At 59.9% G+C, this 25,731-nt stretch carries 24 protein-coding genes and 2 pseudogenes; 13 read left to right on the top strand and 13 right to left on the bottom strand.

Going from position 1 to position 25,731, the window contains the following annotated elements:
• The first annotated feature begins 172 nt into the window (after nucleotides 1-172).
• Nucleotides 173-484: a TrbI/VirB10 family protein gene (locus tag NKI25_RS16220; RefSeq protein WP_352998697.1), complete on the top strand. Its 312-nt coding sequence runs from the start codon at nucleotides 173-175 to the stop codon at nucleotides 482-484.
• Between the two features lie 357 nt (nucleotides 485-841).
• On the opposite strand, the gene NKI25_RS16215 is transcribed toward NKI25_RS16220, so the two are convergent.
• Nucleotides 842-1,696, bottom strand: a complete 855-nt coding sequence (locus NKI25_RS16215) for an alpha/beta fold hydrolase (RefSeq protein ID WP_352998696.1) — start codon at nucleotides 1,694-1,696, stop codon at nucleotides 842-844.
• A gap of 348 nt (nucleotides 1,697-2,044) precedes the next feature.
• On the opposite strand from NKI25_RS16215, the gene NKI25_RS16210 reads away from it, so the two are divergent.
• Nucleotides 2,045-3,343 carry an epoxide hydrolase family protein gene (locus NKI25_RS16210; protein ID WP_352998695.1) on the top strand — a complete coding sequence of 433 codons (1,299 nt, stop codon included), beginning with the start codon at nucleotides 2,045-2,047 and terminating at the stop codon, nucleotides 3,341-3,343.
• An 885-nt stretch (nucleotides 3,344-4,228) separates the two neighbouring features.
• Nucleotides 4,229-4,594 (top strand): response regulator transcription factor, encoded by a 366-nt coding sequence (locus tag NKI25_RS16205; RefSeq protein ID WP_352998694.1) that lies wholly within the window; start codon nucleotides 4,229-4,231, stop codon nucleotides 4,592-4,594.
• Here the strand turns inward: NKI25_RS16205 and NKI25_RS16200 are convergent.
• The 3 genes from NKI25_RS16200 to NKI25_RS16190 form a co-directional block, all read right to left on the bottom strand.
• Nucleotides 4,575-5,186, bottom strand: coding sequence for a DNA-3-methyladenine glycosylase (locus NKI25_RS16200; protein ID WP_352998693.1), 612 nt, complete (start codon nucleotides 5,184-5,186; stop codon nucleotides 4,575-4,577). The genes NKI25_RS16205 and NKI25_RS16200 overlap by 20 nt on opposite strands.
• A gap of 18 nt (nucleotides 5,187-5,204) precedes the next feature.
• Complete coding sequence (locus NKI25_RS16195) at nucleotides 5,205-5,558, bottom strand: nuclear transport factor 2 family protein (protein WP_352998756.1); 354 nt, start codon at nucleotides 5,556-5,558, stop codon at nucleotides 5,205-5,207.
• A 123-nt stretch (nucleotides 5,559-5,681) separates the two neighbouring features.
• Nucleotides 5,682-6,278: a redoxin domain-containing protein gene (locus tag NKI25_RS16190; protein WP_352998692.1), complete on the bottom strand. Its 597-nt coding sequence runs from the start codon at nucleotides 6,276-6,278 to the stop codon at nucleotides 5,682-5,684.
• Between the two features lie 389 nt (nucleotides 6,279-6,667).
• Between NKI25_RS16190 and NKI25_RS16185 the strand changes: the two genes are divergently transcribed.
• From NKI25_RS16185 to NKI25_RS16160, 6 genes are all read left to right on the top strand, one after another.
• On the top strand, nucleotides 6,668-6,817 hold the full coding sequence (locus NKI25_RS16185; RefSeq protein WP_352998691.1) for a hypothetical protein: 150 nt from the start codon (nucleotides 6,668-6,670) through the stop codon (nucleotides 6,815-6,817).
• 333 nt (nucleotides 6,818-7,150) lie between these two features.
• Complete coding sequence (locus NKI25_RS16180; protein ID WP_352998690.1) at nucleotides 7,151-7,354, top strand: heme-binding protein; 204 nt, start codon at nucleotides 7,151-7,153, stop codon at nucleotides 7,352-7,354.
• A 282-nt stretch (nucleotides 7,355-7,636) separates the two neighbouring features.
• Nucleotides 7,637-7,789, top strand: a complete 153-nt coding sequence (locus NKI25_RS16175) for a hypothetical protein (protein ID WP_352998689.1) — start codon at nucleotides 7,637-7,639, stop codon at nucleotides 7,787-7,789.
• Nucleotides 7,786-8,727 carry a PAS domain-containing protein gene (locus NKI25_RS16170; RefSeq protein ID WP_352998688.1) on the top strand — a complete coding sequence of 314 codons (942 nt, stop codon included), beginning with the start codon at nucleotides 7,786-7,788 and terminating at the stop codon, nucleotides 8,725-8,727. The genes NKI25_RS16175 and NKI25_RS16170 overlap by 4 nt, the downstream gene beginning before the upstream one ends.
• Complete coding sequence (locus NKI25_RS16165) at nucleotides 8,728-9,102, top strand: response regulator (RefSeq protein ID WP_352998687.1); 375 nt, start codon at nucleotides 8,728-8,730, stop codon at nucleotides 9,100-9,102.
• Nucleotides 9,103-9,144: 42 nt separating this feature from the next.
• A complete protein-coding gene (locus NKI25_RS16160) occupies nucleotides 9,145-9,813 on the top strand; it encodes a response regulator transcription factor (protein WP_352906697.1) in 669 nt (222 codons plus the stop codon).
• A 446-nt stretch (nucleotides 9,814-10,259) separates the two neighbouring features.
• Here NKI25_RS16160 and NKI25_RS16155 read toward each other — a convergent pair whose 3' ends face one another.
• On the bottom strand, nucleotides 10,260-11,546 hold the full coding sequence (locus tag NKI25_RS16155) for an epoxide hydrolase family protein (RefSeq protein ID WP_352998754.1): 1,287 nt from the start codon (nucleotides 11,544-11,546) through the stop codon (nucleotides 10,260-10,262).
• 518 nt (nucleotides 11,547-12,064) lie between these two features.
• On the opposite strand from NKI25_RS16155, the gene NKI25_RS16150 reads away from it, so the two are divergent.
• Nucleotides 12,065-12,850 (top strand): two-component system sensor histidine kinase NtrB, encoded by a 786-nt coding sequence (locus tag NKI25_RS16150; RefSeq protein WP_352998686.1) that lies wholly within the window; start codon nucleotides 12,065-12,067, stop codon nucleotides 12,848-12,850.
• A 254-nt stretch (nucleotides 12,851-13,104) separates the two neighbouring features.
• Here the strand turns inward: NKI25_RS16150 and NKI25_RS16145 are convergent.
• The 8 genes and pseudogenes from NKI25_RS16145 to NKI25_RS16110 form a co-directional block, all read right to left on the bottom strand.
• Nucleotides 13,105-14,491 (bottom strand): annotated as a pseudogene (locus NKI25_RS16145) (FAD-containing oxidoreductase).
• Nucleotides 14,492-14,958: 467 nt separating this feature from the next.
• Nucleotides 14,959-15,138, bottom strand: a pseudogene (locus tag NKI25_RS16140) (molybdopterin-dependent oxidoreductase); the annotation flags it as partial.
• Between the two features lie 120 nt (nucleotides 15,139-15,258).
• Nucleotides 15,259-17,463 (bottom strand): xanthine dehydrogenase family protein molybdopterin-binding subunit, encoded by a 2,205-nt coding sequence (locus NKI25_RS16135; protein ID WP_352998685.1) that lies wholly within the window; start codon nucleotides 17,461-17,463, stop codon nucleotides 15,259-15,261.
• A gap of 13 nt (nucleotides 17,464-17,476) precedes the next feature.
• Nucleotides 17,477-17,932: a (2Fe-2S)-binding protein gene (locus tag NKI25_RS16130; protein WP_352787669.1), complete on the bottom strand. Its 456-nt coding sequence runs from the start codon at nucleotides 17,930-17,932 to the stop codon at nucleotides 17,477-17,479.
• A gap of 175 nt (nucleotides 17,933-18,107) precedes the next feature.
• Nucleotides 18,108-19,169 (bottom strand): alpha/beta fold hydrolase, encoded by a 1,062-nt coding sequence (locus NKI25_RS16125; RefSeq protein WP_352998684.1) that lies wholly within the window; start codon nucleotides 19,167-19,169, stop codon nucleotides 18,108-18,110.
• Nucleotides 19,170-19,227: 58 nt separating this feature from the next.
• Entirely contained in the window at nucleotides 19,228-20,166 is a 939-nt protein-coding gene (locus NKI25_RS16120; RefSeq protein ID WP_352998683.1) for an NmrA family NAD(P)-binding protein, read from the bottom strand.
• Nucleotides 20,167-20,217: 51 nt separating this feature from the next.
• Nucleotides 20,218-21,510 carry an epoxide hydrolase family protein gene (locus NKI25_RS16115; RefSeq protein ID WP_352998682.1) on the bottom strand — a complete coding sequence of 431 codons (1,293 nt, stop codon included), beginning with the start codon at nucleotides 21,508-21,510 and terminating at the stop codon, nucleotides 20,218-20,220.
• Nucleotides 21,511-21,744: 234 nt separating this feature from the next.
• Nucleotides 21,745-22,395 carry a VOC family protein gene (locus NKI25_RS16110; protein ID WP_352998681.1) on the bottom strand — a complete coding sequence of 217 codons (651 nt, stop codon included), beginning with the start codon at nucleotides 22,393-22,395 and terminating at the stop codon, nucleotides 21,745-21,747.
• A gap of 1,261 nt (nucleotides 22,396-23,656) precedes the next feature.
• Here NKI25_RS16110 and NKI25_RS16100 point away from each other — a divergent pair.
• The 3 genes from NKI25_RS16100 to NKI25_RS16090 are packed head-to-tail and all read left to right on the top strand — an operon-like array spanning nucleotide 23,657 to nucleotide 25,694.
• A complete protein-coding gene (locus NKI25_RS16100; protein ID WP_352998680.1) occupies nucleotides 23,657-24,367 on the top strand; it encodes an SDR family NAD(P)-dependent oxidoreductase in 711 nt (236 codons plus the stop codon).
• 40 nt (nucleotides 24,368-24,407) lie between these two features.
• The gene (locus NKI25_RS16095; protein ID WP_352906740.1) at nucleotides 24,408-24,644 is read left to right on the top strand and encodes a tautomerase family protein; all 237 of its coding nucleotides are present in this window, start codon (nucleotides 24,408-24,410) and stop codon (nucleotides 24,642-24,644) included.
• 3 nt (nucleotides 24,645-24,647) lie between these two features.
• Nucleotides 24,648-25,694, top strand: a complete 1,047-nt coding sequence (locus tag NKI25_RS16090) for an enoyl-CoA hydratase/isomerase family protein (RefSeq protein WP_352998679.1) — start codon at nucleotides 24,648-24,650, stop codon at nucleotides 25,692-25,694.
• The last annotated feature ends 37 nt before the right edge of the window (nucleotides 25,695-25,731 follow it).

Below are 25,731 nucleotides of genomic sequence, written 5' to 3'. Positions count from 1 at the left end.
TAATTCAGAATCGATCTTGACACCAGATTAGGCGACCTAGCATTCGACAGGAGCCTGGACCTGAGCTTCAACTGTATTCGTTCCCATTTTGTGCCAACGGACCCTTCCGAGAACGGAGTGGACTTCCACACTTGGCAGCTCATCAGGGGCGTCGTGCTCGCGACCCTGCTCGGTGGTCGGTAGCGACCAAAGCGATCTTCGGGCGCCTCAGCAATCGGCTCAGCAGAGTAGGAACGAAGCCGGCCAGCGGTTAGTTGAGAAGAATTTCAATATCCAACCCACGCTCACCATTCGGCCCGGCTGGCCACTCCGCGTGATCGTCGAGAAGGACCTCGTGGTCCAGCCCTACCGGCGTTGTATGAGGTCATCCCGGCCGACCGGGGTAAGCTCCGGCACGCCGAAGAAGATGCCTCGCGTACTAATGGTTCAAATTGGGCTTCAATATTGTGCCTCGGAGACCTCAGCCAAATGTGTGATGCCGTGACGCTCAGACTACAGTTAGAGGCCTCCAAGACCCATAAAAGCCCTTTCCTCAAGGGATAACCGGTTCCCTGGGTCGATCCCGACTGGGGCGTAACCCCAGCCTGCCAGTTATCGGCATAGGCTCCATATGTTGTCGTTAGCGGCCGTGGCTATCCGTACGGCAGCCGTGCCGCGGTGTATGTTCCGCGCCTATGCCAGCGCGCCAGCTCGATGGCGCAATGGTTCGGCTCTACAATCCGTGACATAAGCTGACAGAACCAGCATTCAGGCGATCGCTCGGCTATGCGAGCGCACAACGTTTGGCCTCGCGCGCCGCCTGACACGCGGTTCAAGGTCCGCGAAAGGTTGCCAAAGATGGTCATTGGCTCCTCCACGGAATTGCTGACGACGCGCGATCGTGATTTGAGATGAAGGCGAGCAGGTCGGCGTTGATCTGATCCTGGTGCGTGGCTGTGATGTCGTGAGGCGCGCCAGGGTAGTAGATGTCCTTGGCGCCCTTGATCAGCTTCGCCGACTTCCGCGCCGAATCCTTGACCGGGACGATCTGACCGTCTTCCCCGTGCAGAACCAGCGTCGGGACATCGAATTTCTGCAGATCCTGGGAAAAGTCCGTCTCGGAGAATGATTTGACGCTTTCGCAGGCGTTGAGCAGGCCGGCCTGCATGCTCCTGAGCCAGAACCCGTCGAGCGTGCCCTGCGAGACGTTCGTGCCCCCCCGGTTGGCGCCGCAAAATGCGACGGCCAGATCCTTGTAGTATTGCGACCAGTCCTTGACGAGGCCGGCCCGAATGCCGTCGAACACCTCGATCTGCAGTCCTTCCGGATTGGCCTCGGTCTTGAGCATGATCGGCGGGACAACCTTGGCGACCCGTTTGGTCCCGTGCCGTCCGATATAGCAAGCGACCTCGCCTCCTCCGGTCGAATGTCCGACCAATGTGGCGTCCTGAAGGTCCAGCGCCTCAATCACGGCTGCGAGATCGTCGGCATAGCCGTCCATGTCGTTGCCGTACGAGGCTTGGCTGGACCTGCCATGGCCGCGTCGGTCGTGCGCAACCACCCGGAAACCGTTCTGTGCGAGGAGGAGCATTTGGCCGTCCCAGGCGGTCCCGTGGACCAGCACGATGGTCGGCTTGATGTTGCCGGTCTGCGCCGACGCCAAGGTCTCCGGGCTCATCGCCCCAGCCAGCGCCGCTGCTTTGATTAGTTTGCCCATGGCGAGTCCCTTTCGGAAGATCGACGTCACCGCCGAAGTATGGATTCACCGTGATCAGACCCGCGCTGCCCCGCAAAATCCATTGGACGCAGGTATCGCCGATACTTTTGTACCGACGAGGACGGCGTGGGTGCGCCCGCCCTTGGCGCTGTCCTGCTGCAAGCGCCTCAGGCATCAGCCCCGAGGTCACGTGGCGGAGCCTCGGCGTTGCGTGAGATGCGTTTGACGCGGGAGCGTACCAAGGTATCGGCGATACCAACGTCCAATAGAGCCGACCGGCACTTACTGGCCTCATGGATTGATGCTGTCTCGACGCGAGCAGCTTTGACCAGGTTATGAGGAGTACAGATGTCACCAATATCTTCGGTGTCCACCCGCCGGGAAGTCCTCGCGGCATCCGCCGCAGGCGCCATTGCAATGATTACCTCGGTGAGTCTCGCCGGGGCCATTTCGACGAGTGGCGGATCTGCCGCCATCCGCCCGCTCCGTATCCACGTTGCGGAAGCGGATCTCGTCGACCTCAAGCAGCGTGTCAAAGCCACGCGCTGGCCCGAGCGCGAGACGGTGAACGACACCACCCAAGGCGTTGGGCTCGCGACGATGCGGGCGCTCGCGCATTATTGGCAGACCGAATACGACTGGCGCAAATGCGAGGCCTACCTGAACGGCTTGCCGCAGTTCGTTACCGAGATCGACGGGCTGGATATCCACTTCATCCACATTCGCTCGAAGCATGCGAACGCGCTGCCGGCCATCGTCACCCATGGATGGCCCGGCTCGATCATCGAGCAGTTGAAGATCATCGGTCCCCTGACCGATCCGACGGCCCACGGGGGCAGCGCCGCCGACGCCTTTGACCTTGTCATCCCCTCGCTGCCGGGACACGGCTTCTCAGGGAAGCCGACGGCGGCCGGCTGGGATCCAATCCGGATCGCGCGAGCCTGGGGCGAACTGATGACGCGCCTGGGGTACACGCGATATGTGGCGCAGGGCGGCGATTGGGGGAATGCCGTCACCGAGCAGATGGCGCTGCAGACGCTGCCGGGCCTGATCGGCATCCACACGAATATGCCCGCCACCTTGCCGGATAAGGTCTCGAGTGCGCTCGCGGCGGGCGGCCCTGCGCCCTCCGGTCTGTCGGCCGACGAACGCTATGCCTGGGATCAACTCGACTTCTTTTGGAAGCATGGGTTGGCCTACGCCCAGGAGATGGCGAATCGGCCGCAGACGCTGTACGCGCTGGCCGATTCACCTATCGGCCTCGCAGCCTGGATGCTCGACCACGATGCACGCAGCTACGACCTGATCGCCCGTGTCTTTGACGGAAAGTCCGAGGGTCTGTCCAAGGAAGACGTCGTCGACAACATCGCGCTCTACTGGCTGACCAACACTGCGGTCTCGTCGGCGCGCCTCTACTGGGAAAGCAAGCTGCCCTTCTTCGCGCCGAAAGGCGTGCCGCTCCCCACCGCCGTGAGTGCGTTCCCGGACGAGATCTACACGGCGCCGCGGAGCTGGACCGAGAAGGCCCATCCCAAGCTGATCCACTACAACCGGCTCCCGAAAGGCGGTCATTTCGCGGCCTGGGAACAGCCGCAGGTTTTCACCAACGAGCTCAGGGCCGCGTTCAGGTCGCTGCATAGCGCCTGACCCCTGCCAGTGCAGACCTGCCCGCGCCCCCAGCTCAGGGCGGGTCTGCGCGCCGGCACGCCCCCCGTAGGTGGGCTGCCGCTTCTCCTTCATGATGTCATCGTCAATGATCGTCACGCGCGGACGCTTTATTTTTGAAATCTCCGGCGAAAATCGGGGCCTTGCCTCCGCCCAACGACCGACGTTAACGGAAAAAACCCTTAGACCGATACCAAGGTGCTATGGATTTTCGGGATGGGAGCGGGCACCGTCCATTGCTGCGGCATTAGAACCCCACGGGCTTGGAGGGAGTTAGGTGGCTACGTCAGCGCAGCCTATGCTGCTTGAGGGCGCTCGACTGGATCGAGTGCCTAGCGTGTGTGTATCCTCATGCCATCAATAAAGAATCGCTTCGACCGCGACCATCGAGTGGTTCAGATGGCCGGTCTATGTCGTCATGGTCACCCTGGTAACCATTGGGATACTGACGGGATCAACGTCATATCAGCGCAGCGCCTTGACGAGTTGAAGCTTCGCACACTCCCGGCGCCGCCCCATGCGTCGGTGAGGTCGGCATCCTTGAGCAAAATCCTTTCTTCGCGCCGGCTCAAGAGTCTCTTCAAAGATTGTTTCAACGCCGCACCGATAAAAAGCGCTCTCGCAGCGACTGCAAGCTGATCATGAAGCCCGAGGTTCTCCTTTCTGAGAACAAATGGCTTCAGCGCTGCCTCAGCGGGTTTGATCTGATTATGCCGAGGAACTCTTTGGGCCGTTCTATACGACCAAAAGCAATGAAATGGGCATAGGTCACGGCCCAGGCTCTAAGGCCTGCTTTCTCCGTTCCCTCCCTGATTGTGGGGGTATCATGCCCCGCCAAAGTTTCGCGGATAGTACTGGAAATGCATAATGATACGACGAGCATATATCGCTGTAATCGACGATGATGAGTCCATTCGCGAGTCGCTTCCGGACCTAATCAGCTTGTTCGGCCATGAAGCCGAGGCATTCTCCTCGGCAGAAGAATTCCTGGCTTCGAAACTGATCGATCAAGCCAAATGCTTGGTCCTTGACATCGCAATGCCTGGTATGTCCGGGATCGAACTTCAACGCGAGCTGGCGCAACAGGGTCGGCAGATTCCGATCGTTTTCATTACAGCCCACGGAGATGAACAGGTCTGTGGGCGTCTGCGTCAGAGTGGGACAATCGAATGTCTCCTAAAACCGTTCACGGATACTGCGTTGCTTGATGCGTTCAAAGCTGTTCTCCGCTGACGGGTTGCGATCCTCGACCGCTGACGAACTGACTCTGCCTGACATAGAACCGTAGGAGTCGGTCCGCATCCCGCGAAATGCCGATCCTGATGCTGCCCGATTTCGCCGGGTTCGTGGTCATCGCATGCGAGCCATAGAGGGCCTTCCCGGCAAAGATCGAGCCCGTCGGCGAACGATCAATCCGCAAGGCCGTGGCGAGCCGTCCCGGTCCTCGCGCCAGATCGCGCAAGCGCTCGATGCCGCGATTGAGCCGCATGATCGGGATGCCTTCGAGCGGCTCGAGCGCCCGGATCAGGACGCCGGTTCCGATCCCTTGCATCTCGCTCGAGACATTCAGCATGGTGGACATGTCGTAGGCGAGATAGACATAGGCGTGGCCGCGTTCGAGAAACAGCGAACGTTTGCGCGGGGTCATCCCCCGGTAGCCATGTCCGGCGGCGTCGCCGACAACATAGGCCTCGGTCTCGACAATGCGGCCGCTGGCGACGCCTTCCGGCAACTCCAGCACCACCACCTTGCCAATGAGATAGCGGGCGAGAGCGGCCGTATCGTTCGGCAGCTCCGAGCGGGCGATTGGGCGGCGGATGACCATCCTTATGGCGGCCAGGTTTCAGGCTATCCGCTCGACCCATTGCGCGCGCGAAAGCCCCGGCTCGAACGGATCGGCGAAATACTGGGTCTCGCGGGCCACCTTGCCATCGAGGAACTCCATGATGCTCACGGTGTGGGAGGGCAGCCCGTCATAAGCCAGGAGATATTCGGTGACCCAGAGGTCGCCGGCGCCGATGATCCGCCGCACCGTGAAGCGCTTTCGGTTCGGCTGTGCGGCGCGAGACGACTGAATCTTCCGCCGCCCGCAGATACGCTCGCCTGATTGCGGATAGTCGAGCACCGCGTCCTCCCGATAAATCTGGTGCTCCTCCTCGAAATCATTCGCATCGGAGGCAGCCCAGTGGCGATCCAGAGCCGCTCATATCTCCCGGTCTTCCATATTAAATTTTCTTAACCTCCCCAGGCCAAAACCTCGCACAGCGACTAAAGCTGGTCACCTTGCCAGCCCGGTCTCGCGCACCGACAATCTTCGAATTCATTCCTGTTCGCGAAGTGTTTGAGCGCGCGTCTTTCCATAAGGATAGAAAAGCTCCTTACGACCCGTCTGCCACGCAGCCCTGAGTTCCGGCGTGGTGATGTCCCAGTCCGGCCGGCATTTCATGGTCACCGCTCGCATGTCCTGCCGCAGTTCCTCCACGGTGGGTCGCCCGAAAAACCAATACCCATTGTAGACCTTGTAGACGATAAGGCCCGGCTCCAAGACGATAACGTAAGGGATCATGGGGTTGTGCGCGGGATCCGTGTACTCGGCGATATCGAGGTCCTGCTGCACAACGCGCCGTGGGTCCGAGAGAAAAGGCCAATGGGCGCCCACGCCAGAACGATACTCGTTCGTCTCCAGAAGATTGTCTGTCGTAATGGTGACAAGCCGGCAATAACCCACTTCCATTTCACGATGGAGCTGGGCAAGCCCTTCAGCCTGCCGGCGGTCCCTGGGACAATACCCACCCCTACCGAGAACGAGGACCAGGGGATCCCCTCCCTGCAACTCGGAAAGCGTTCGCCGCGCGGCTGTATGATCCGAGAGCTCATAGTTCGGAAAAACAGACCCGGGAACAATATCGGACCGCATAATAGCCCTCACTGATTGCAAGTCATAAAACTCAAGCCGGTAACCTGATCGGCAGAGCTATACAAATGCAGGAGGGGTCTTAAATCTATTTATACGATGGTGTTGCCAATACCATTGGATGGCAATGGCGGTAGCAACGACGCGTAGCCTCTCAATCCTGACTCGATACCATGGTCTCGGCAATATCATCGTCCAATAGCGGCCGCCCGCAGCCGGCCCCAAAATCCTTGCGTTTTCACCGTGTCACCGCAGGAGGTTTGGATGAATGCGAAAACGAAAATGCCGCAGGTTCGACTCACTCGATCGTCATAACCTATTGGCGCGTGACGTTTGACAACCCCCCGCTGAATGTAATGGGGCCACAATTCCGTTCGGGAATTCGGCGAGGCATGACGGCCCTCGAGGCCGCCGATCAAGTCAGGGTGTTGGTCATCGAGAGTGCTGTCGAGGGGTTCTTCCTCAACCGCGGCCGCGATTTCCTCGCCAAGCTCGAGGACCTGACCAGCCTACCTCAAGGTCCTACGGGACTGGAGGGCTGACCCGACATACTCGTGCGCCTGACGCGCGCGCCAACTCGACGAGTTTGTCGATACGCTCGCGACCCGTATTGCGTCGTTCGACAAGTGGGCGATCGCGAACACTCCTTGTGAACGCCAGCTTACCGCCGGATGTCGAAATCGCGGCCGGTCGGGATGCATGCGGCATCGATCGTTCGGCCGGCCGCTCAGGAAAGGCTAAAGGCGTTTTTCAAGCAAGGGTTTCATAGCCCGGGAGACATGGAAGATGGCCTGGGATTCCATGTAGGGCAACTCGGTCGCTGACATTTAGACCTGGAACGATTCACTGCACTCCTCCTAAGAAAGGGCAAGAACATGGATTTGCTATCCTTCGCGAAAAATATTGCCGGCCGCATCGAGGCACCTGGACAGCCGCTCTTCCCGCTGATCTCCCAGGGGAGATTTTGTGCGATGGCAGGGGGAGCTCCGCTTACCAGCGAGGGTGAGGTGATTGGCGGCGTTGGGGTGAGTGCTGGCACGGTTGAAGAGGATGTGGCCATTCTCGAGGCGGCGCTCTGAGGATCCCCACACGTCCGTCTTGGTCGATGCAGGATTAGTCGAGTTGGAGCAAAAGGTGGTGGCCTTCGCGAGCGCACAGGCGGAGGACGATAAAGTCGCGTTAGTAGAGACATGGAGCGACCGTTGATCGCAGATATTGCTATCATTGCCTTGAAGCGTTTTTTCCCATCGCGCATTTCGATCTCCGTCACCAAAATCAACACCAAGGCATAATAGACGTTCGTGTTGTCCGGGGGCATGTTCTCTCAGGGCGCAGACGCGTTCTGTTAGGCGACAACGGCCATGAAGAAAACTGCCGCATCCGCTTCGTTCGCTGGATCTGAACTCGGCGAAGGGGCGCATGCCTGTGCTTTTTTCAACGGCGACGATGAGGCCTTTGGCGTGAGCGCCACAGAACAGAAGAAGCACTGTGCAAAAGCGAAGAAGCCCTCGTGACAAGCCAGCACAATTTCAAACTCATCGTCGATACCATTCCTGCGATGGCATGGTCAGCTCGGCCAGACGGCCCCACTGAGTTTCTGAACCAGCACTATCTAGACTACACCGGCCTCTCCGCCGAGCAGGCGAGGGGCTGTGGCTGGACGGCTGTGGTCCATACTGACGACCTGGATGGGCTGATCACCATATGGCAGACAATCATAGCCTCGGGTAAAGCCGGGGAAACCGAAGCGAGATTGCGCCGATTTGATGGAAGTTATCGGTGGTTTCTTAACCGCGCTAACCCGTTGCGGGATGAATCGGGCAACATCGTCAAATGGTATGGGGTGAACATTAACATCGATGAGCGGAAGCGGACTGAGGACAAGGCCGTCGAAGCTGAGGGCGAGCTACAACGGACGATCGACGGCATACCGGCGCTGGTTGCGGCCTATTACGCCGACGGCTCGCGAATTCCTATCAACAAGCGGGGGCGCGAGTTCACGGGGCTCTCTGCTGCGGATGTGACGAATGGTGGCTGGAGGGGCGCAATCCACCCAGAGGACATCGAACTCGAAGAGAGCAAATGGCGCGCATGTGTCACGACAGGAGAACCGTTCGAACATGAGTACCGAGTGCGAGCGGTCGATGGTACGTATCGCTGGCACATTGCCCGTCGCGTGCCGCTCCACGACGAAGCCGGTAAAGTGATCCGCTGGTGCGGTATGAGCCACGATATTGAGGGTCGGAAGCAGGCGGAAGCTTTCCTCGCGGGCGAAAAACAGCTGCTGGAGATGATCGCGTCAGGCAGTTTGCTCCGCGACGTGCTAAGCGCGCCCGGGGGCTACATTTACGTTTTCCGTACCCGAGTACTCCAAGTACCGATCATCGGCAGAGAATGTGAATCTAAGCACGGTGTTCGAGGTCGGCGATTCTCTAAGATCAGTGGGGGTTAGATGAAGCTTACGCATGCACTCGTGTCGGTGGTCGATGACGATAAATCGGTACGCGAGTCCTTACCAGATTTGTTGCAGGAGTTCGGCTTTAGCGTGAACACATTCTCTTCAGCGGAGGAGTTCCTCGCGTCTGACGCCGTCGATAAGACTAAGAGCCTCATTCTCGATGTTGCCATGCCTGATATGACGGGACCCGAGTTGCAAGTGGAGCTAGCGCGCCGCGGAAAGAGGATTCCGATCATCTATATCACCGCGCAAAGGGATAGCACGATCCGGCAGCGTCTCATCGAACAGGGGGCAGTGGAGTGTTTGTTCAAGCCATTCAGCGATCAGGTCCTTCAGGAAGCGCTTAGTTCGGCGCTCCGTGGTCCTTGAACCCGGTGGATTGTTAATGCCATCTTAGGAGGATAATTTGCGATGTACTCGTATCTAGCGGTTCAACTGGACGGTGGGGTAAAATCGTCATCCATGTCGCACGAAACACCTGTCGTGTTCATTGTAGACGACGACGTTTCGATACGCGAATCGTTGGAACTACTCATCTGCTCTGTGGGCTGGCGACCAGAGACGTTCGCTTCAGCAAAAGAATTTCTCGACCGGTCACGTCCGCTGGTTGCGAACTGTCTGATCCTGGACGTGAATCTTCCTGATCTGAGTGGGCTGGACCTGCAGAAGCTGATATCCGTCGAGCGTACCGACATGCCCATCATCTTCATAACCGGCTACGGCGACGTACCGATGACGGTTAAGGCGATGAAAGCTGGGGCTGTCGAGTTTCTGACCAAACCATTCGACGACGAGGAACTTTTGGGCGCGATCAAGCTGGCACTCGAAAGAAGTGAGACCGCACTTGCTCTGGACTCTGAGTTGCAGACCCTCAGGCATCGTCATGCATCGCTCAGCCGTCGCGAGCAGGAGGTCATGACGCTGGTCGTCTCTGGTCTCTTGAACAAGCAGGTCGGCTTTGAGCTTGGCATCAGCGAAATCACAGTCAAGGCACATCGTGGCCAGGCTATGCGCAAGATGCAGGCCCGCTCGCTGGCCGAACTGGTGAACATGGCGGCCCGACTCCGCATCGCTGAGTAGTGGCGGCCGATAGCACCGATGTCGCCGGCTGCTCCGGTCACGAGGATCGAGCCGCCATTTGCTAATATCATCTGCGTTGCAGCTGTGTTCGGACGATTTCGGTACCCTCGGATTTGGGAGAGCCAGCGACGAGAACGACGTCTCGATCGTCGCTGTCGCGCGTAGGGCGAACCGCGCTCGCCGCAGTAAGCGCCGCAGAGAGTTGCCCAGGCAGAAGACTAACCGCGCTCGGCGCTGCGGCAGTGGCAATCAGTTTGCGCCACTTGACCGAGTTTAGTCTTGCCCACACGATTTCCTCCAACGACTTCCAGTTCGATCGGATATTCACTACTCGTGTGTCTCCTTCTCCGTGGGTCGGCAGCGGCGCGTGGTTCGGGCGCGGCGGACCAGGCTCGAATGTCCACGGTCCGCCCTCGGGAGAGCGGACGCAAGACGGAGGCTTCCTCTCAGTTCTGGCGCAGTGGCCGGAACGCTGCCCTCAACTCGGCGGTGAGAAGCTCCGGCTGTTCCCAGGCCGCGAAGTGTCCGCCTTTGTCGAGTTTGTTGTAATGGATGAGATTCGGATAGGCCCGCTCCGCCCAGCTCCGTGGTGCCTGATAGAGCTCGTCGGGAAAGGCGCTCACGGCAACGGGAATGGTGATGTTCTTCGGGGCGAAAAAGGCAAGCTTGTTCTCCCAATACAGACGAGCCGAGGAAATCGCCGTGTTGGTGAGCCACGTTAGCGTGATGTTGTCGAGAACATCGTCTCGCGTTAGCCCTTCGGGCTGGCTATTGAAGGCGCGTGCGATAAGTTCGTAACTCAACGCGTCGTGGTCGAGGAACCAGGCGGCGAGTCCCACAGGTGAATCCGCAATCGCGTATAGCGTCTGTGGGCGGTTCCCCATTTCCTGGGCGTAAGCCAAGCCTTTCGTGAAGAAAAACGCCAGCTGCTCGAACGCATGGCTTTCGTCGGCCGCGAGGCCGGGCGGCGGGCCGTCGCCGGAATGGAGTGCCTTCGAAATTTCCTTCGGTACGGCGGCAGGCATGTTGGTGTGGATGCCGAGCAATTCCGAGGGCGTCTGCACGCCCATCTGCTCTGTGACGAGTGCACCCCAATCGCCGCCTTGCGCCACGAATTGCGTGTAGCCGAGGCGCTTCATCAGCACGGTCCATGCCCCCGCGATGCGGGTGGGGTCCCAACCGGTGGTGGTCGGCTTGCCCGAAAAGCCGTACCCTGGCATCGACGGGATCACGACATGGAAGGCGTCCGACGCGCTGCCGCCATGTGCGGTGGGATTAGTGAGTGGATCGACGATCTTCAGCTGCTCGACGATCGATCCAGGCCAGCCGTGCGTGACGATGATCGGCAGCGCATTTTCATGCTTCGAACGCACGTGAATGAAGTGAATATCCAGCCCGTCGATCTCGGTCAGGAAGTTCGGCAAGGCGGCCAACTGCGCCTCGCACCTCCTCCAGTCGTAATCTGTCGCCCAATAGCGCGCCAGTTTCTGAATGGTCGCGAGCTGTACACCCTGAGAGTCATCCGTGACGGTTTCCCGTTCGGGCCACCGGGTAGCGTCGACTCGCCGGCGAAGCTCGGTGATCGCGTCCGGCGTGAAGCTGACGGCGAAGGGGCGGATGGAATCGCCAGCGCCCGCAGCGCTCAGCGTCGCTGGGATCAGGCTGAGCGCTCCGACCACGGCCGTGGCTGCAATCAGTTCGCGCCGTGTAGTCGATAGAGATGTTGCTGGCATGACGTTCTCCGCTATTTTCAGATCTTTGAATGCGAACACCAAGCTCTACCTTCATGCGTAGACAATCGATTGGACGATGGTATTGACGATACTTTTGCATTGGTTTGCATGATTAGCGATTAACCCCATTCGGGCCCGATAAGGAGCCGTGCACGAAGAAGAATAGAACCCTTCGCGCACGGCGGGGGTCGAACTCGCGACGAAACCGCTTGATTTGCTCTTTGTCGACGACAATTCGCCCAGGCTTGGCCTACGGTGGACGTCTTCAGGTACCTCTCGAATACAACTTCCCGCTACGATCTGGCTTCTCGTCGCTAAACCGACGCCAAAGTATTGAGGATACCTTCGTCCAATAGATTTGCCTGCTCGCTTGATCGATTCTGGGCATTGCATCCGACTAGCCAGATGTGCGGAGTGACAGGAAATCGCGTCATGAAAACACCTCGCCGGCCGGTAGTCTCGCCTTCGCCGGTCAGCTTATTGAGACTCCCGAAGAAGTTTCCCGATGGAGAGAGGACATGATAGAAGAACGGCCATCGCGGTCTCGAAGCATCGACGAGGACACTCCTGCGGTGGCGGGTACTGATCCGCGAATTTTGCTCGCCTCGATCGTCCACGATTTCAACAATCTCCTCACCCCGATCATCACGATCATGGAGGAACTGCAACGTCTGAAGGCAGGCTCCCCGAGGCAGCTCAGACGCATAGATGGAGCGATATTCTGCGGCTTCCGCGCCAAAACACTGGCACGACAACTGCTCGATTTTGCGAACCCTCGGGAACTCCAGCTAGCGGCGGTGGATATCAGCCAGCTTCTAGAAACCCTGGAGCCGGTCCTAGCGAGCGTGTTGCCTACCGGTATCATCATTCGGTTCGATATTGCCAACGATCTTCCGCCGGCCTTGATCGACCGGCAGCTAATAGAGCGGACGTTGCTCAATCTGGTGCTCAACGCCCGCGATGCGATGCCGGACGGCGGGGAGGTCGTCGTAGCCGCCGCCATGGCTCGACAGCCTGGTAACCGCACCGCGACGCGCGAACCGATGGTCCGTCTCTCGGTTGCCGATACCGGTATCGGCATGAACCTGGCGACGCTGCGAAGTGCGGGGATGCCCTACTTTTCGACGAAAACTAACGGTACAGGGCTCGGCCTCGCGATGGTGAGCCAACTGATGGAAAGACAAGGCGGTGGGCTGTCGGTCACAAGCACGCCATACCACGGCACTGCGATTGACCTATGGCTGCGTGTAGTGCCCAGCGCCGCAGCGAGCTGTGGCCTGAAAAAGTCGAGAACTAGGTGCTAGCGGTCGCCTCACGCGCCTCGCACCGCAAGATCGTGATGGCGGTGAGGCGCAAGCTGGCGCCGATCATAGCGGGGGCGTTATTCTGCATGCGAGTCGGCCGCCTGCTGGAGCGAAAAACGCACTGGTTTTGCCCTGTGAACGACGGTCCCCGACGGGCCGTGAGAAAGATGCACTGCGACGGCTCCGCCTCAACGCAGCGAGCACGGAGATCTGCTCGTCAGGCGCGCACTGGTCGCTTCCGGGCGCCGTATTCGCTAACGACTCTGCTGCATCGCACCGATCACAGTTGGTATAAGCTCCGAGACCGTTGGATGGATCGGCACGGCCCATTGAAGGTCTCGATATGGCGTGCCCACGTTGATGGCGTCGAGTATACCGTGGATTGCCTCGTCGCCGCCCGGCCCGAGGATAGCGCCGCCGAGGATCTTACCCGTTTCTGCATTGGCGACGACCTTCATGAATCCGAGCGTCTCGCCCTTCTCAATAGCGCGGCCGACACGCGTCATTGGCCGCGAGCCGATCAGGACGGGTAGACCGGCCTTCCGCCCTTCCGCCTCGGTCATCCCGGCGCGTCCCAGCGGCGGGTCGATGTAGAGCGCATAGCCGGGCACGCGGTCACTGACTTTGCGGCTTTCCCCGTCGAGCAGATTGGCGGCAACGATTTCGAAGTCGTTGTAGGCCGTGTGGGTGGTGGGTGAAGGCACCGCGGCCGTTGCATTCGCCGAGCGCGAAGACACCCTCGACATTAGTCGCGAGACGGTCGTCGACGGTAATGTAGCCGCGGGCGTCCCGTGCGATTTCTGCCAGGTCCAAACCCAGATCATCGGTGTTGGGGCGGCGTCCGACAGCGAGTAGCACGTGGCTGCCGACCACGTCGCGAGGGTCGCGCGCGCAGTTAAGGCCGACACGGATTTGATCGCCGTGTGGCTCAAAGCGGATGCATTCGGCGTCAAGCCTAATTGCAATACCTTCACGCTCGAGAATGTCCTTAATCGATGCGGAAACATCTTCATCCTCGCGCGAGACCAGCCGAGGTCCCTTCTCCACGACGGTCACTTCGGCCCCGAAGCGGCGGAACATCTGTGCGAATTCGAGCCCGACATAGCTGCCACCGACCACGATGAGGTGGCGAGGCGCCTGGTCGAGCGTGACCATGTCGGTGTTGTCCAGGACCTTGACTTGGTCGATTCCGGGCATATCGGGTCTTGCCGCCCGGCCGCCGACATTGATGAAGATACTCGGCGCCGAGAGTAATTCGCCGCCAACCTCGATCTTGTGCGGGCCGACGAACCGGGCATGACCGCGGAGCACGGTGCAGTTCTCCATGCCGGTCAGCCATCTCTCGAGGCCCGAACGCGCGTCGAGCGTTACCTTGGCCGCGCGCGCGTGTACCTTCTTCATGTCAACTGCGATCCCGCCACCGACCGAGACGCCGAAGTCGCCCGCGCGCCGGGCGAAATGCGCGGCACAGGCGCTGGCGACCATGGCCTTCGTGGGCATGCAGCCGGTGTTGACGCAGGTTCCGCCGACGAACTTGCGTTCGATCAGCGCGACCTTCATGCCGGCCGCTGTGAAGCGCCCGACGAGTGAGGGTCCCGCCTGCCCGGCGCCGATGATGATCGCGTCGAAGCTACGGTTCATGACGCGGCCCCGTTGATTAGAGCTGCTGCTGTCGCCATGATACGAACCGTTTTCACGAGAACCTCCATTCGTCGCTCAGATGGAATGCGGGGTTGATCAGGAGTGCCGATTGAATGGATCCAGGCGGCCGCAAGGGCGCCCGCACGGAAACCATTCGCAATTCGGTTATAGGCACACAGATAGACCGATATCCGCAGCAAATCTATTGCACGATGGTGTTGCCAATACTTTTGGTTCGGCCCCCGTGCTGAGTACGCGCTGCGATAATGCCGACGCGGAAGCTGTCTTCGTGGCGGCCGCTTGCGATCAGGACTGGGGTTGATGTGGCGCTAGTCGCGCACACTGATGCCAAAGTATTGGCGACACCATCGGGCAATAGATTCGTCTCCACACTTGTACGAATGTGTACGTGCCATTCGTCTGTGCAGACGTGCTTAGTGGAAAGCGCCCTGCCAATGCATGGCGTGTCAATCGTTTGTGTAGCGCCGTTCGCGCCAAGGGTCGCCATAGCGATGGTAGCCGCGCAATTCCCAGAAACCGAGTTCATCGCGGTCGGTGAACTGCAGCGCATTCACCCATTTCGCGATTTCCAGAAATAGAGGTGCGGCACCAACAGCCGGCGGTCCGCCATGCTCGGCCGCAAGGGGTCATCCGGCCCGCGTGTGAGTACGACGCTTGGTTTGCAGACGAGCGCAACGACTACACAGTTCACTTTGAGGCCAATATAGTTCGGGCGTCCTGCTCGTCCGCGTCATGCCATTTCCCATTCAAACAGGTCGCTGCAAGACAGCTTGGTCCACGGGCATCTGTCGCAGGCGCTTACCCGTAGCCGCGAAGATCGCATTGCTCACGGCAGGAACGATGCAGGAAGTCCCGGCCTCGCCCATTCCGCCCGGGGCCTCGGAACTCTGGACGATGTGCACCTCGACAGCTGGCGCCTGGTCCATCCGCAGAATCTGGTAGGTGTCGAAGTTCGTCTGCTTGACTCGGCCGTCCTTCAGCGTGATCTCACCATGGAGCGCGGCGGTGGTTCCGAACATGACTGCACTCTGGATCTGCGCCTGGACAGTGTCGGGATTGACGACGATGCCGCAATCGACTGCGCAGACGACGCGCCGAACGCGAACGGTGCCGTCTTTCGCCACTTCAACTTCGGCAACCTGCGCCATATAGCTCCCAAACGCGTTCTGGATTGAGACACCGCGGCCGACCCATTGGGGGAGCTCTTGTCCCCAACCGGCTTTGTCGGCGGCGAGCTCGAGGACAGCCTTGGCTCGGGGCGATTTACCGAGGAGCGCGAGCCGGTAGGCAACCGGATCCTGCTCGGCCGCCACCGCCAGTTCGTCCATGAAACTTTCAGTCACAAAGACATTGTGTGACGGGCCGACGCTACGCCAGAAGGCAGTCGGAATGCCGGGCGGTTCCACCCGCACGTATTCAACATTCAGATTCGGAAGGTCGTAGACAAGGTTGATGGCGCCCTCGGTCGTGTCGGGGTCGAGACCGTTGTTGAACGCGGGCGGTAGCCACCTTGCTATGATGGAGGATCCGGCAAAACGATTGTTCCAGGCGACAGGCATCCCCTTTGTGTCGAGACCGGCCGAGACCCGGTCGAAGAACATGGGACGATACATGTCATGCTGAATATCCTCCTCGCGGGTCCACACGACCTTGACCGGCCCGTCTACATGCTTCGCAATCTCGACGGCGCGAATGACACCGTCTGCCTCGAGCCTTCGCCCGAAACCACCGCCAATCAGATGATTGTGCACGACGACCTTGTCCAACGACAAACCAGCGGTCTCCGCCGCGGCCGCCTGGGCGCGTGCGAGCGCTTGGTTTCCAACCCAGATTTCGCAGCCGTCCTCACGCAAATGAACCGTGCAGTTCATCGGTTCCATCGACGCGTGCGCAAGAAACGGAACCCGGTAGGTCGCTTCGACCTTGGTGACGGCGTCCGCCATCGCACGCTCGATATTCCCGATGCTCTGCGCAACTGCGCCCGGATTGAGCGTTGCCCGTTCGAGCTCGCCGAGGATCGTGCCCGTGTCGAGTTTGGCGTGTGGACCGTCGTCCCATTCAATCACCAGGGCCTCTAGCCCTTTTTTGGCAGCTCCCATGTGATCGGCCACGACGGCCACAGCGTCGTGAAGCCGTACAATCTGGCGCACGCCATTGACGGCTCTGGCAGCCGCATCGTCGACGCGCTTGACGCGACCGCCAAACACCGGCGACTGGGCAAGCGTCGCGATCTTCACGCCTGGCGGGCGTGCGTCGATACCGTAGACCGCCGTCCCATTGACCTTCGCCGGCGTGTCGAGACGTTTCGCCGGGGTGCCAATGAGCGTGAAATCCTGCAGTCGTTTGAGCTCGACGCTTGCGGGAACCGGCATCCGAGCCGCATCGGCGGCAAGTTCGCCGTACCCGATACGTTGGCCCGTGGTCGCATGAACAACTTCTCCGCGTTCGGCGCGGCAGGCCCCCGGATCGACTTTCCAGCGTTTCGCGGCAGCGGCCACCAGCATGATCCGCGCGGTCGCACCGGCATGGCGCAGCGGCTCCCATGCTCCTCGGATCGCGTTCGAATTGCCGGTCGCCTGCACGCCCAGCAAGGGGTTTGCGTATAGCTTTTCATCGGGCGGAGCGTGCTGCAGCTGCACTTGTTTGAGGTCCACCTCCAGCTCTTCAGCGATCAGCATCGGGATCGCCGTGTAGGTGCCTTGACCCATTTCGACGTAAGGCATGATCAGGACGATCTTGCCGTCACTGCCGATGCGGACGAACGCGTTTGGCGCAAAGATATCGTCGGTGCTCGCTTCGGCTCCGTCAGCCGGGAACGGCAGGCTGAGACTGAGCAGCAGGCCGCCGCTGGCAGCCACACCAGCCTGCAGAAAGGACCGCCGGGAGAGAGCGTTCGCCGCTGGCAGTTGATGCCGGTCGGAAGTTCGGGTCGCCTGTTGGTCGATTCTCATGATTGCCTCCCTCTCAGCTCGCCGCAGCCTGCTTGATGGCCTCGCGAATGCGGGCATAAGTCCCGCAGCGGCAAATGTTACCCGACATCGCGTTGTCGATGTCAGCATCCGTCGGATTGGGGTTGGTGGCGAGGAGTTCCGCCGCGGACATGATCTGTCCCGACTGGCAGTAGCCGCACTGAACGACCTCCCGATCTAGCCAGGCCTTCTGGATCTTGGCGCCCACCGTCGTCGCACCTATCGTCTCGATCGTGACAATTTCGGACGGGCCGATGCTGTCGACAGGCGTAACGCAGGAACGCGTCGCGACGCCGTCGACATGCACCGTGCAGGCGCCGCAGAGCGCCAAGCCACATCCGAATTTCGTGCCCGTCATGCCAAGCACGTCACGCAGCACCCACAAAAGAGGAGTATCGTTGTCGACATCTACGCTATGCGTCTGACCATTGACTTTAATGGAAAAGGCCATGGTGTATCTCCCTTTGACCATCGTGGTCGGCAACGCTACCGCAGGATGGAGCCGCGTCCATTGCACGATGGTATCGCCGATACCTTGGGATTGGTGGGTGCAACGTGCGCGAATGCCGACTGTCTCGGCGCCGGTAGCTGAGGCTCTCTCACCAGGGACCGTGTCCGGATCGCCGTCAAATGCCATCAACATCGATCACCGCCTGAGCGAAGGCGTGTGGCGCTTCTTGCGGCAAATTGTGACCGATATTGCCTGCGATCATCCGGTGCTGATACTTGCCCACGAACTTCTTTGCATATGCACTGGGATCTGGATGCGGCGCGCCGTTGACGTCGCCCTCGAGTGTGATCGTGGGCACGCTGATGAGAGGACCTTGAGCGAGCCGCTGCTCCAGCTCATCGTACTGCTGCTCGCCTCCAGCCAGCCCGAGTCGCCAGCGGTAATTGTGGATCACGATCGCCACATGATCAGGATTGTCGAAGGCCGCAGCGCTGCGCTCGAAGGTGGCGTCGTCGAAGCTCCATAAGGGCGAAGCGAGCTGCCAGATCAGCCTGGCAAAATCGTTCCTGTATTTCTCGTAGCCGTCACGGCCGCGGTCCGTGGCGAAATAGTATTGGTACCACCACTGCAGCTCGGTCTTCGGCGGCAGCGGCACCATGCCGAGCTGCTGATTCCCGATGAGATAGCCGCTCACCGAGACCATCGCCTTGCAGCGTTCCGGCCAGAAAGCGGCGACGATATTTGCCGTGCGGGCGCCCCAGTCGCAGCCGGCGACAATAGCTCTTTCGATGCCCAGCGCATCCATCAGGGCGATCGTGTCTGCAGCGAACGCCGACTGCTGACCGTTGCGCATCGTGTCGTCCGACAGGAAACGCGTGGTGCCGTATCCACGCAGGTAGGGCACGATCACACGATGTCGCTTCGCTGCAAGCAGGGGTGCGACGTCGATGAAGGTGTGGATGTCGTACGGCCAGCCATGAAGCAAAATGACAGGCGCGCCGTCGGCAGGCCCCAGCTCGGCATATCCGACGTCCAGCACGCCTGCATTGATCTGTTTGAGCGATCCGAACGAGTTCGGCCCCCCGCCCGAGGTGGGCGCGTTGGCCTGGATTGTAACCCCAGCGGGGTCCTCTGCCCGCGCATTTGCGGTGAGTTCCGCGGCTGCAACTGCCATTGCCGCGGCGCCCACCAAGAGGCGGCGACGATGAATCTTCTCGGGATTCTTGATCTTGTCCATGACAGGCCTTTCCTCTCGCGGTGATTGTGCACGCAGCGACACGGCGTCGGCCAGTATCTCAAGCCGCCGCAGCTTCGCTCCGCGTGAATTCAGCAGCGTGCAGTTGTACGAAGTCGTACATGCTCGTCGGCGTCTTGCCGGTGAGCTTGAACAGGTCGTCCGTCATGCGGTCATAGCGTCCCTGCACGTGCAGCTCGGCCATCGCGACGAGGTGGTTGACGAGGTGCGCCGGCACTCCAAGCTCTCGCATACTGTCCGTCCACGCGGAGAGCGGTACGTTGCGATAGCCGATCGTTCGGCCGAGAACCTCGGAGAAGACCCGCGCGTAATGGTCCAGATCGGCCGACTCAAATCCGGTCAGATTATAGACATGACCTATGTGGGAGGCAGGGTCGACGAGGATCACGCAAACCGCGCGCGCCACATCAACAGCCGAGATAGGCGATGTCCTGCTGTTTCCCAGCGGCAGCGCCAGTTCGTCGTTGTCTCGGACGCCAGCCGCGGCGAGACGCAGGAAAAAGCTTTCGAGGAAGACCGTCGGCCGCACAGTGACGACCGGCAGACCCGACCAGGCAAATGACTGTTCCGCAAGCCAGTGCAGCTTGTGCTGCGGGCTGTCAGTGGTCTCGGTGATGCTCATCTGCGTTACCGTCATCTGCGACATGTTCACGAATGCCTCGACACCATGGTGGCGCGCCACCGCGGCGAGGTTCACAGTCGCTTCGAGATAAGCCGCCGAGACTGACATTCCGAAATAGATGCGCGCGCAACCTTCCACGGCACGGTGAACCGAGACAAGATCGGTCAGATCGCCCTGCACGACCTCGGCCCCGAGCATTCGCAAGGCCTCAGCCCTTGCATCTTCCCGCCGCACCAGGGCGCGCACGTTATGCCCCTTGGCGAGGAGCATTGCGGTGAGATGGCGGCCGATAGCACCGATGTCACCCGCTGCTCCAGTCACGAGGATCGAACCGCCATTTGCTGATGTCATCGTCATTCTCATTCCGTTCAGCGGGAGGCGGAGCGGCAAGCCGTTCTGCGGTTGATCTCATCCCGATTGACGAAGCGAGCGGAACGCGGCCCTGATCTCGGCGGAAAAGAGTTCGGGCTGCTCCCAGGCAGCGAAGTGGCCGCCCTTGTCGACCTCGTTCCAGTAGATGAGGTTGCCGAAACTCTGCTCGCCCCACCGCCGAGGCGCGCGGTAGATCTCGGCTGGGAACACGCTAACCGCGACCGGGACAGCCGGGATGTCGAACGCGTTGAACGGGCCGCCGCCTGCCCGGGCGCCTTCCCAGTAGGACCGAGACGATGATGTCCCGGTATTGGTCAGCCAGTAGAGAGAGATGGCGTCCAACATCTCGTCGTACGTCAGGACTTTCTCTGGTTCTCCGCCGCTGTCGGTCCACTCCGCGAATTTGTCGTAGTAATATGCCGCCATGGCGACCGGCGAATCCGCGAGGGCGTAGCCTATCGTCTGCGGGCTCTGATTCATCATCGCCGCGTAGCCGAAGCCGTCGCGGTAGAAATGCAGGAGCCGGTCGTAGGCTACCATCTCGCTCTCCGAGAAATCCGCGGGTACGGCATCGAAATTGCGTAGGTGCCGGAGGACGTCCGGCGGCACAGTGCCGGGCATATTGACGTGGATGCCGAGGAGACCCTCCGGCGCTTGCACCGCGAGCAGCTCAGAGATGATCGCGCCCCAGTCGCCTCCTTGGGAGACGTACTGCTGGTAGCCAAGCCGGAGCATCAGCTCGTGGAACGCGCTCGCCATCCGAGCTGGGCTCCAGCCGGTCGTCTTTGGATGGCCAGAGAAGCCGTAGCCAGGCATTGTGGGAAGGACGAGGTGAAAGGCATCCTCGGCGCTACCGCCATGGGCCGTGGGATTGGTGAGTGGATCGATGACCTTGAGCAGCTCGATAATGGAGCCCGGCCAACCGTGCGTCATAAGCAGCGGCATGGCGTTGTTATGGGGCGAACGGATGTGAGCGAATTGGATTTCCAACCCGTCGAGCTCGGTGATGAACTGGGGGATCTGGTTGAGCTTCGCTTCGACCTTGTGCCAGTCGTAGAGGGTACCCCAGTACTCTACGAGCGGCTTGAGCTTCGCCAATTGGACACCTTGGGTACGGTCACTGACGGTTTCCATGTCGGGCCACCGTGTCGCCGCGATGCGCCTGCGAAGATCTACGAGCGCCTCTTCGGAGACACTGATGCGGAAGGGACGGATTGAATTGTCAGCGGCCTCTGCGCGAAGCATTGATGGCATCAGGCTGAGGGTCCCGGCTGCGGCCGTGGCGGCAAGCAGATCGCGGCGCGTGGGCGATAGTGATGTTGCAGACATGGACAACCTCCTCTGTGTTCCCATCTGTCGAATACGATACTCAAATCGGCTGTTACGCAGAGCAAATCTATTGCACGATGGTATCGCCAATATCTTTGGGTTGATGGGCGCGGCAAGCAGGGGTGTCTGGTGATCGACCGAAGGAACGCACGATTGCAGTCTCCAACCGTCGGGGCTGAAAGGAGCAGCTTGCAATCGTGCGCAGTCACCTATTGAAGCCGCCGCAACGGCTGCTTAAAGAGGTAGCGGCTTGCCCGACTGCTCCGCCACCATGTATTCGGCGTACCAATCCGGCCAGTTATCATCTCGCTGGCCGCCGTTCCGCTTCTCGTGCTCGCCGTGAGTGGCCGACGCACGCCGCAAGGCGCCCGCCAGATCCGATGCCGAGGCGAAGCTCGTCGTGTTCGAGTCAATCCGGCCCGGGAATCGGGTGGTGACTTCCTGGAGCAGCCATTCATTGCCATCCGGGTCGCGGAACGTGGCATAGGTAAAATAACTGCGCCGTTCCGGGTCCGGGCCGGGTACGGCCGGTTTTCCCGGACCGGCACGGTGGAACACTTCACTCACTTCGACACCACGACCTAAGAGCTCGGCACGAGCCGCCACGATGTCCGACACAACGAGATAGAGTCGATTTGCCGATCCTGGCGCCGCGGACGGCGTCTCCTTACCGAATTGGATCGAGGCGGGAGAGCCGGGAGGTGTGAATTGTACGCCCCGAAATTCGTCCCCGACGACGAAGTCTCCGTCGAGCCGCCAGCCCAAGTCACCATAAAAGCGCTTGGCCCGATCGACGTCCGATACAGAGATGACGACGACCTCGAGCTTCAGGTCGACCGTTCCTGCGGAGTGTGCGACGGCTCTTTTGGACAGAGTCTGGTTCATGATGGTCTCCTTTATTCTCCTCTAGTGTTGTTTTGCTGCGCTCTACTTTCGGCTAACCAGCGGGCCGTCTCAATGGGCGGATGGAGCCGCTAGCACCCGCCGCCCGCCGCGTTCCCGGGAGCAGGTTGAGAGCGCCCACAGCGGCTGTGGCGGCAAGTAGTTCGCGCCGTGTGGGCGAGATCGGTAATGCTGACATGATATGCTCCTCGGCCTAATTGATCCGTTTGGATGCGACTTACACATCGACTGTTAGCCGAGGCAAATCTATTGCACGATGGTGTCGGAATACCTTCGTATTGATAGCAGCTAGATAACACTGCACGTCTGAAAACCGACAAAGATACAATGGGACGGTCCGCATTTCGTGGCGCAGCTTAGCACCCGCGAACGGATGGCAATGGAGATCCATCTCGGTCGGGGGGCGGAGGTGTTGCCGACCATCGCGTGGACCGCGGGCTTGACCGGCAGATCTACTTTGTCAACCGAGCCCAGCCCGAATATACGGCTTTCGGCTCGACGAAGCTCATGGCTGCAGTGAAGCTACTCAATCGGGAAACTTGCTGCGGCTGCTCGAATGCTGGCGATCGATCCTGCGTCCGGCGAGCCCGGCGACGCGCGACGATTCGGAGATCACAAATGTGCGCGACTTCCAGGGCCTCACACTATGCCGACGGAGCGTATGGGTGCCTAACGCGAATTGAAATATTGAGCCCCGTGGGGGCGTTGGGCAAGCCCAGAGCATGCCGTCGTGGGCTTGAACGGCAGATCGGAAGGACAGGGCCATTCCTATCCTCTGAGATTTGGCGGTAGAGAGCGGATCGAATACTCTCTGCGCAGGTCCTGCGCGTCGATCCTCATGCCTCTGTTCAGCTGCCAAAATCACTATCATCGCGAAGATTGGAACTGACGGCGAGATCACGTGTCCATCAAGCCGCATCGGGGCAGCGTAATGCGCAAGATGGAAGCGAAAACTCTTCCCGACCTAGTGAACATTGCCGCGAGGCTCGGCCTCGCGCGCTGACTCCCGCATGTCGCGGGCCTAAGTCCGCTCAGTAGCCCATCCTTCCGCGGCGATCCTAACGCGGTTTAGCGCCCAGCCACAGTTGCGGAGTCCGATCCACCCCGAATAGCTCGACACTAATCCACTAATCCCAAGGTATCGATAACACCTTCGTACTATCGATTTCGCACCCTTCCTCCTGCATTCTGTCTATTGCGTTGTGAAGAACTGGGTACAAGGAAGTCGAAAAGGTGAATTACTGTGGGTGACGAACGGAAAGTAGCAGTCGTTACCGGCGCGTCGCGCGGTATTGGCGCTGCACTTGCAAGGGCGTACCGGGATCGGAACTACCGTGTGGTCGCCACAGCACGTTCGATGGAGTCGTCGGGCGACGATGACATCCTGGTCGTACCCGGTGACATCTCCGATCCCAAGACGGCCGAGCGCGTTATCGCCACAGGAGTGGATCGGTTCGGACGGATAGACACGCTCATCAACAACGCGGGCATCTTTATCTCCAAGCCGTTCAACCTCTACACCGAGGAGGACTTCATGGCGGTCCTTGGTGTCAACATCGCTGGTTTCTTTCACATCACGCAACTCGCCGCTCGCGAAATGGAAAAGAAGTGCAGAGGCCATATCGTGCAGGTCACAACGAGTCTGGTCGCACATCCAAATACGGCCGTGCCAGCGGCGCTCGTTGCGTTGACTAAGGGCGGCTTGAACGCCGCGACCAGATCGCTTGCCATCGAGTATGCAAGCCGCGGGATCCGGGTGAACGCGGTCTCGCCCGGTGTCATCAAGACGACTATCCATCCGGTCCAGACGCACGAAGCGCTTGGCGCCCTTCACCCCGTCGGACGCATGGGCGAAATCGCCGATGTTGTGGAGGCAATTCTCTACCTGGAATCGGCTGCCTTCGTGACCGGAGAGATCCTGCACGTAGATGGCGGCCAAAGTGCCGGCCATTAAGGAAATTCGTATTTAGCATCCAATTCGCCGAGGAAACAACATGCCTATTGTTACCATTCAAGTGACCCGCGAGGGCACCAAGTCAGGAACAACGTCGGTCACTGCGGAGGAGAAGGCGGCCCTAATCAAGGGCGCGAGCCAGCTCCTGCGCGATGTCCTTAACAAGTCTCTAGACTCGACTTTTGTCATCATCGAGGAGGTCGACACAGACAACTGGGGCTGGGGCGGCTTGCCTACACTCGACTACCGGCGCATGCGCGCAGCGACAGGAAGCTGACCCATGCCTATCGAAATTGACGACGTTGCTGGTGGATCCGACGTGCAAAAAGCCAGATCCCCGCGCTCAACTAGCTGGAATCAAGCGATGAAGGGGTCCAATATCAATAAGCTAGCAATACTGTTCGCCGCAACGTCAGTAGCTTGCTTCTCTACCCAGACACTCGCACAAACCTCGAAGCCATCGGGTGGCGCCCACGCGCATGTTCTAGCAGCTGAGAACAAGCAGACGGAGAATATCCGCTTGACCCGCAAGAGTGCGGCGTACTGGGAGGTCACCTTCGACAACCCGCCCCTCAACATAATCGGCCCTGCGGAGGTTCGGGAACTAGTTAACATCCTGGACCAGGTTGAAGCGGACCCGAACGTTAAGGTTGTCGTAATTGACAGCGCGGTCCCAGGCTATTTCATCGCGCACTATGACCTGTTGAAGCCCCTTGAAGATTCCACGGGGATGAAGCCGGGGCCTACGGGCATGCACCCCGTGCCCGACCTCATGGTTCGCCTCAGCCGTCTCAAGGCCGTGACAATCGTATCGATTCGCGGCCGGGCGAGTGGCATTGGCAGCGAACTTGCGCTCGCTGCAGATATGCGTTTCGCCAGTCGCGAGAAAGCGGTTCTGTCGCAATTCGAAGTCGGAGCGGGATTCGTCCCGGGTGGCGGCCCAATGGCGCGTTTGCCTCGCCTGGTTGGCCGTGGCCGCGCAATGGAAATCCTGATTGGCGCGGATGATTTCAACGGAGAACTGGCTGAGCGTTACGGCTACGTGAATCGGGCACTTCCTGACTCCGAACTCGACAGTTTTGTCGATGCTTTGGCGAGGCGTATTGCTTCGTTCGATCAGGAAGCCATTGCCGAGACCAAGAACCTGGTTGATCTCGCCAGCCTGCCGCCGGACGCCGAAATGCAACCGGGATGGGACGCATTCATCAATTCTGTACAAAGGCCCGGTGCTCAGGCGCGAGTGAAAGCTCTCGTTAACCAGGGGCTGCAGCAGCCTGGGGACGTGGAAAAGAACCTCGGACACTATACAGCCAAGTACGAAGAATAGCCCTCGAAGATCACGAGAAGCCGGATTAAGAGTAACC

The sequence above is a fragment of the Mesorhizobium sp. M0808 genome (assembly GCF_040320025.1).
In the GTDB taxonomy this organism is placed as follows: Bacteria; Pseudomonadota; Alphaproteobacteria; order Rhizobiales; family Rhizobiaceae; genus Mesorhizobium.
The sequence above is the reverse complement of the archived record's forward strand: the minus strand, read 5'-3'. Positions and strand labels throughout refer to the sequence as shown.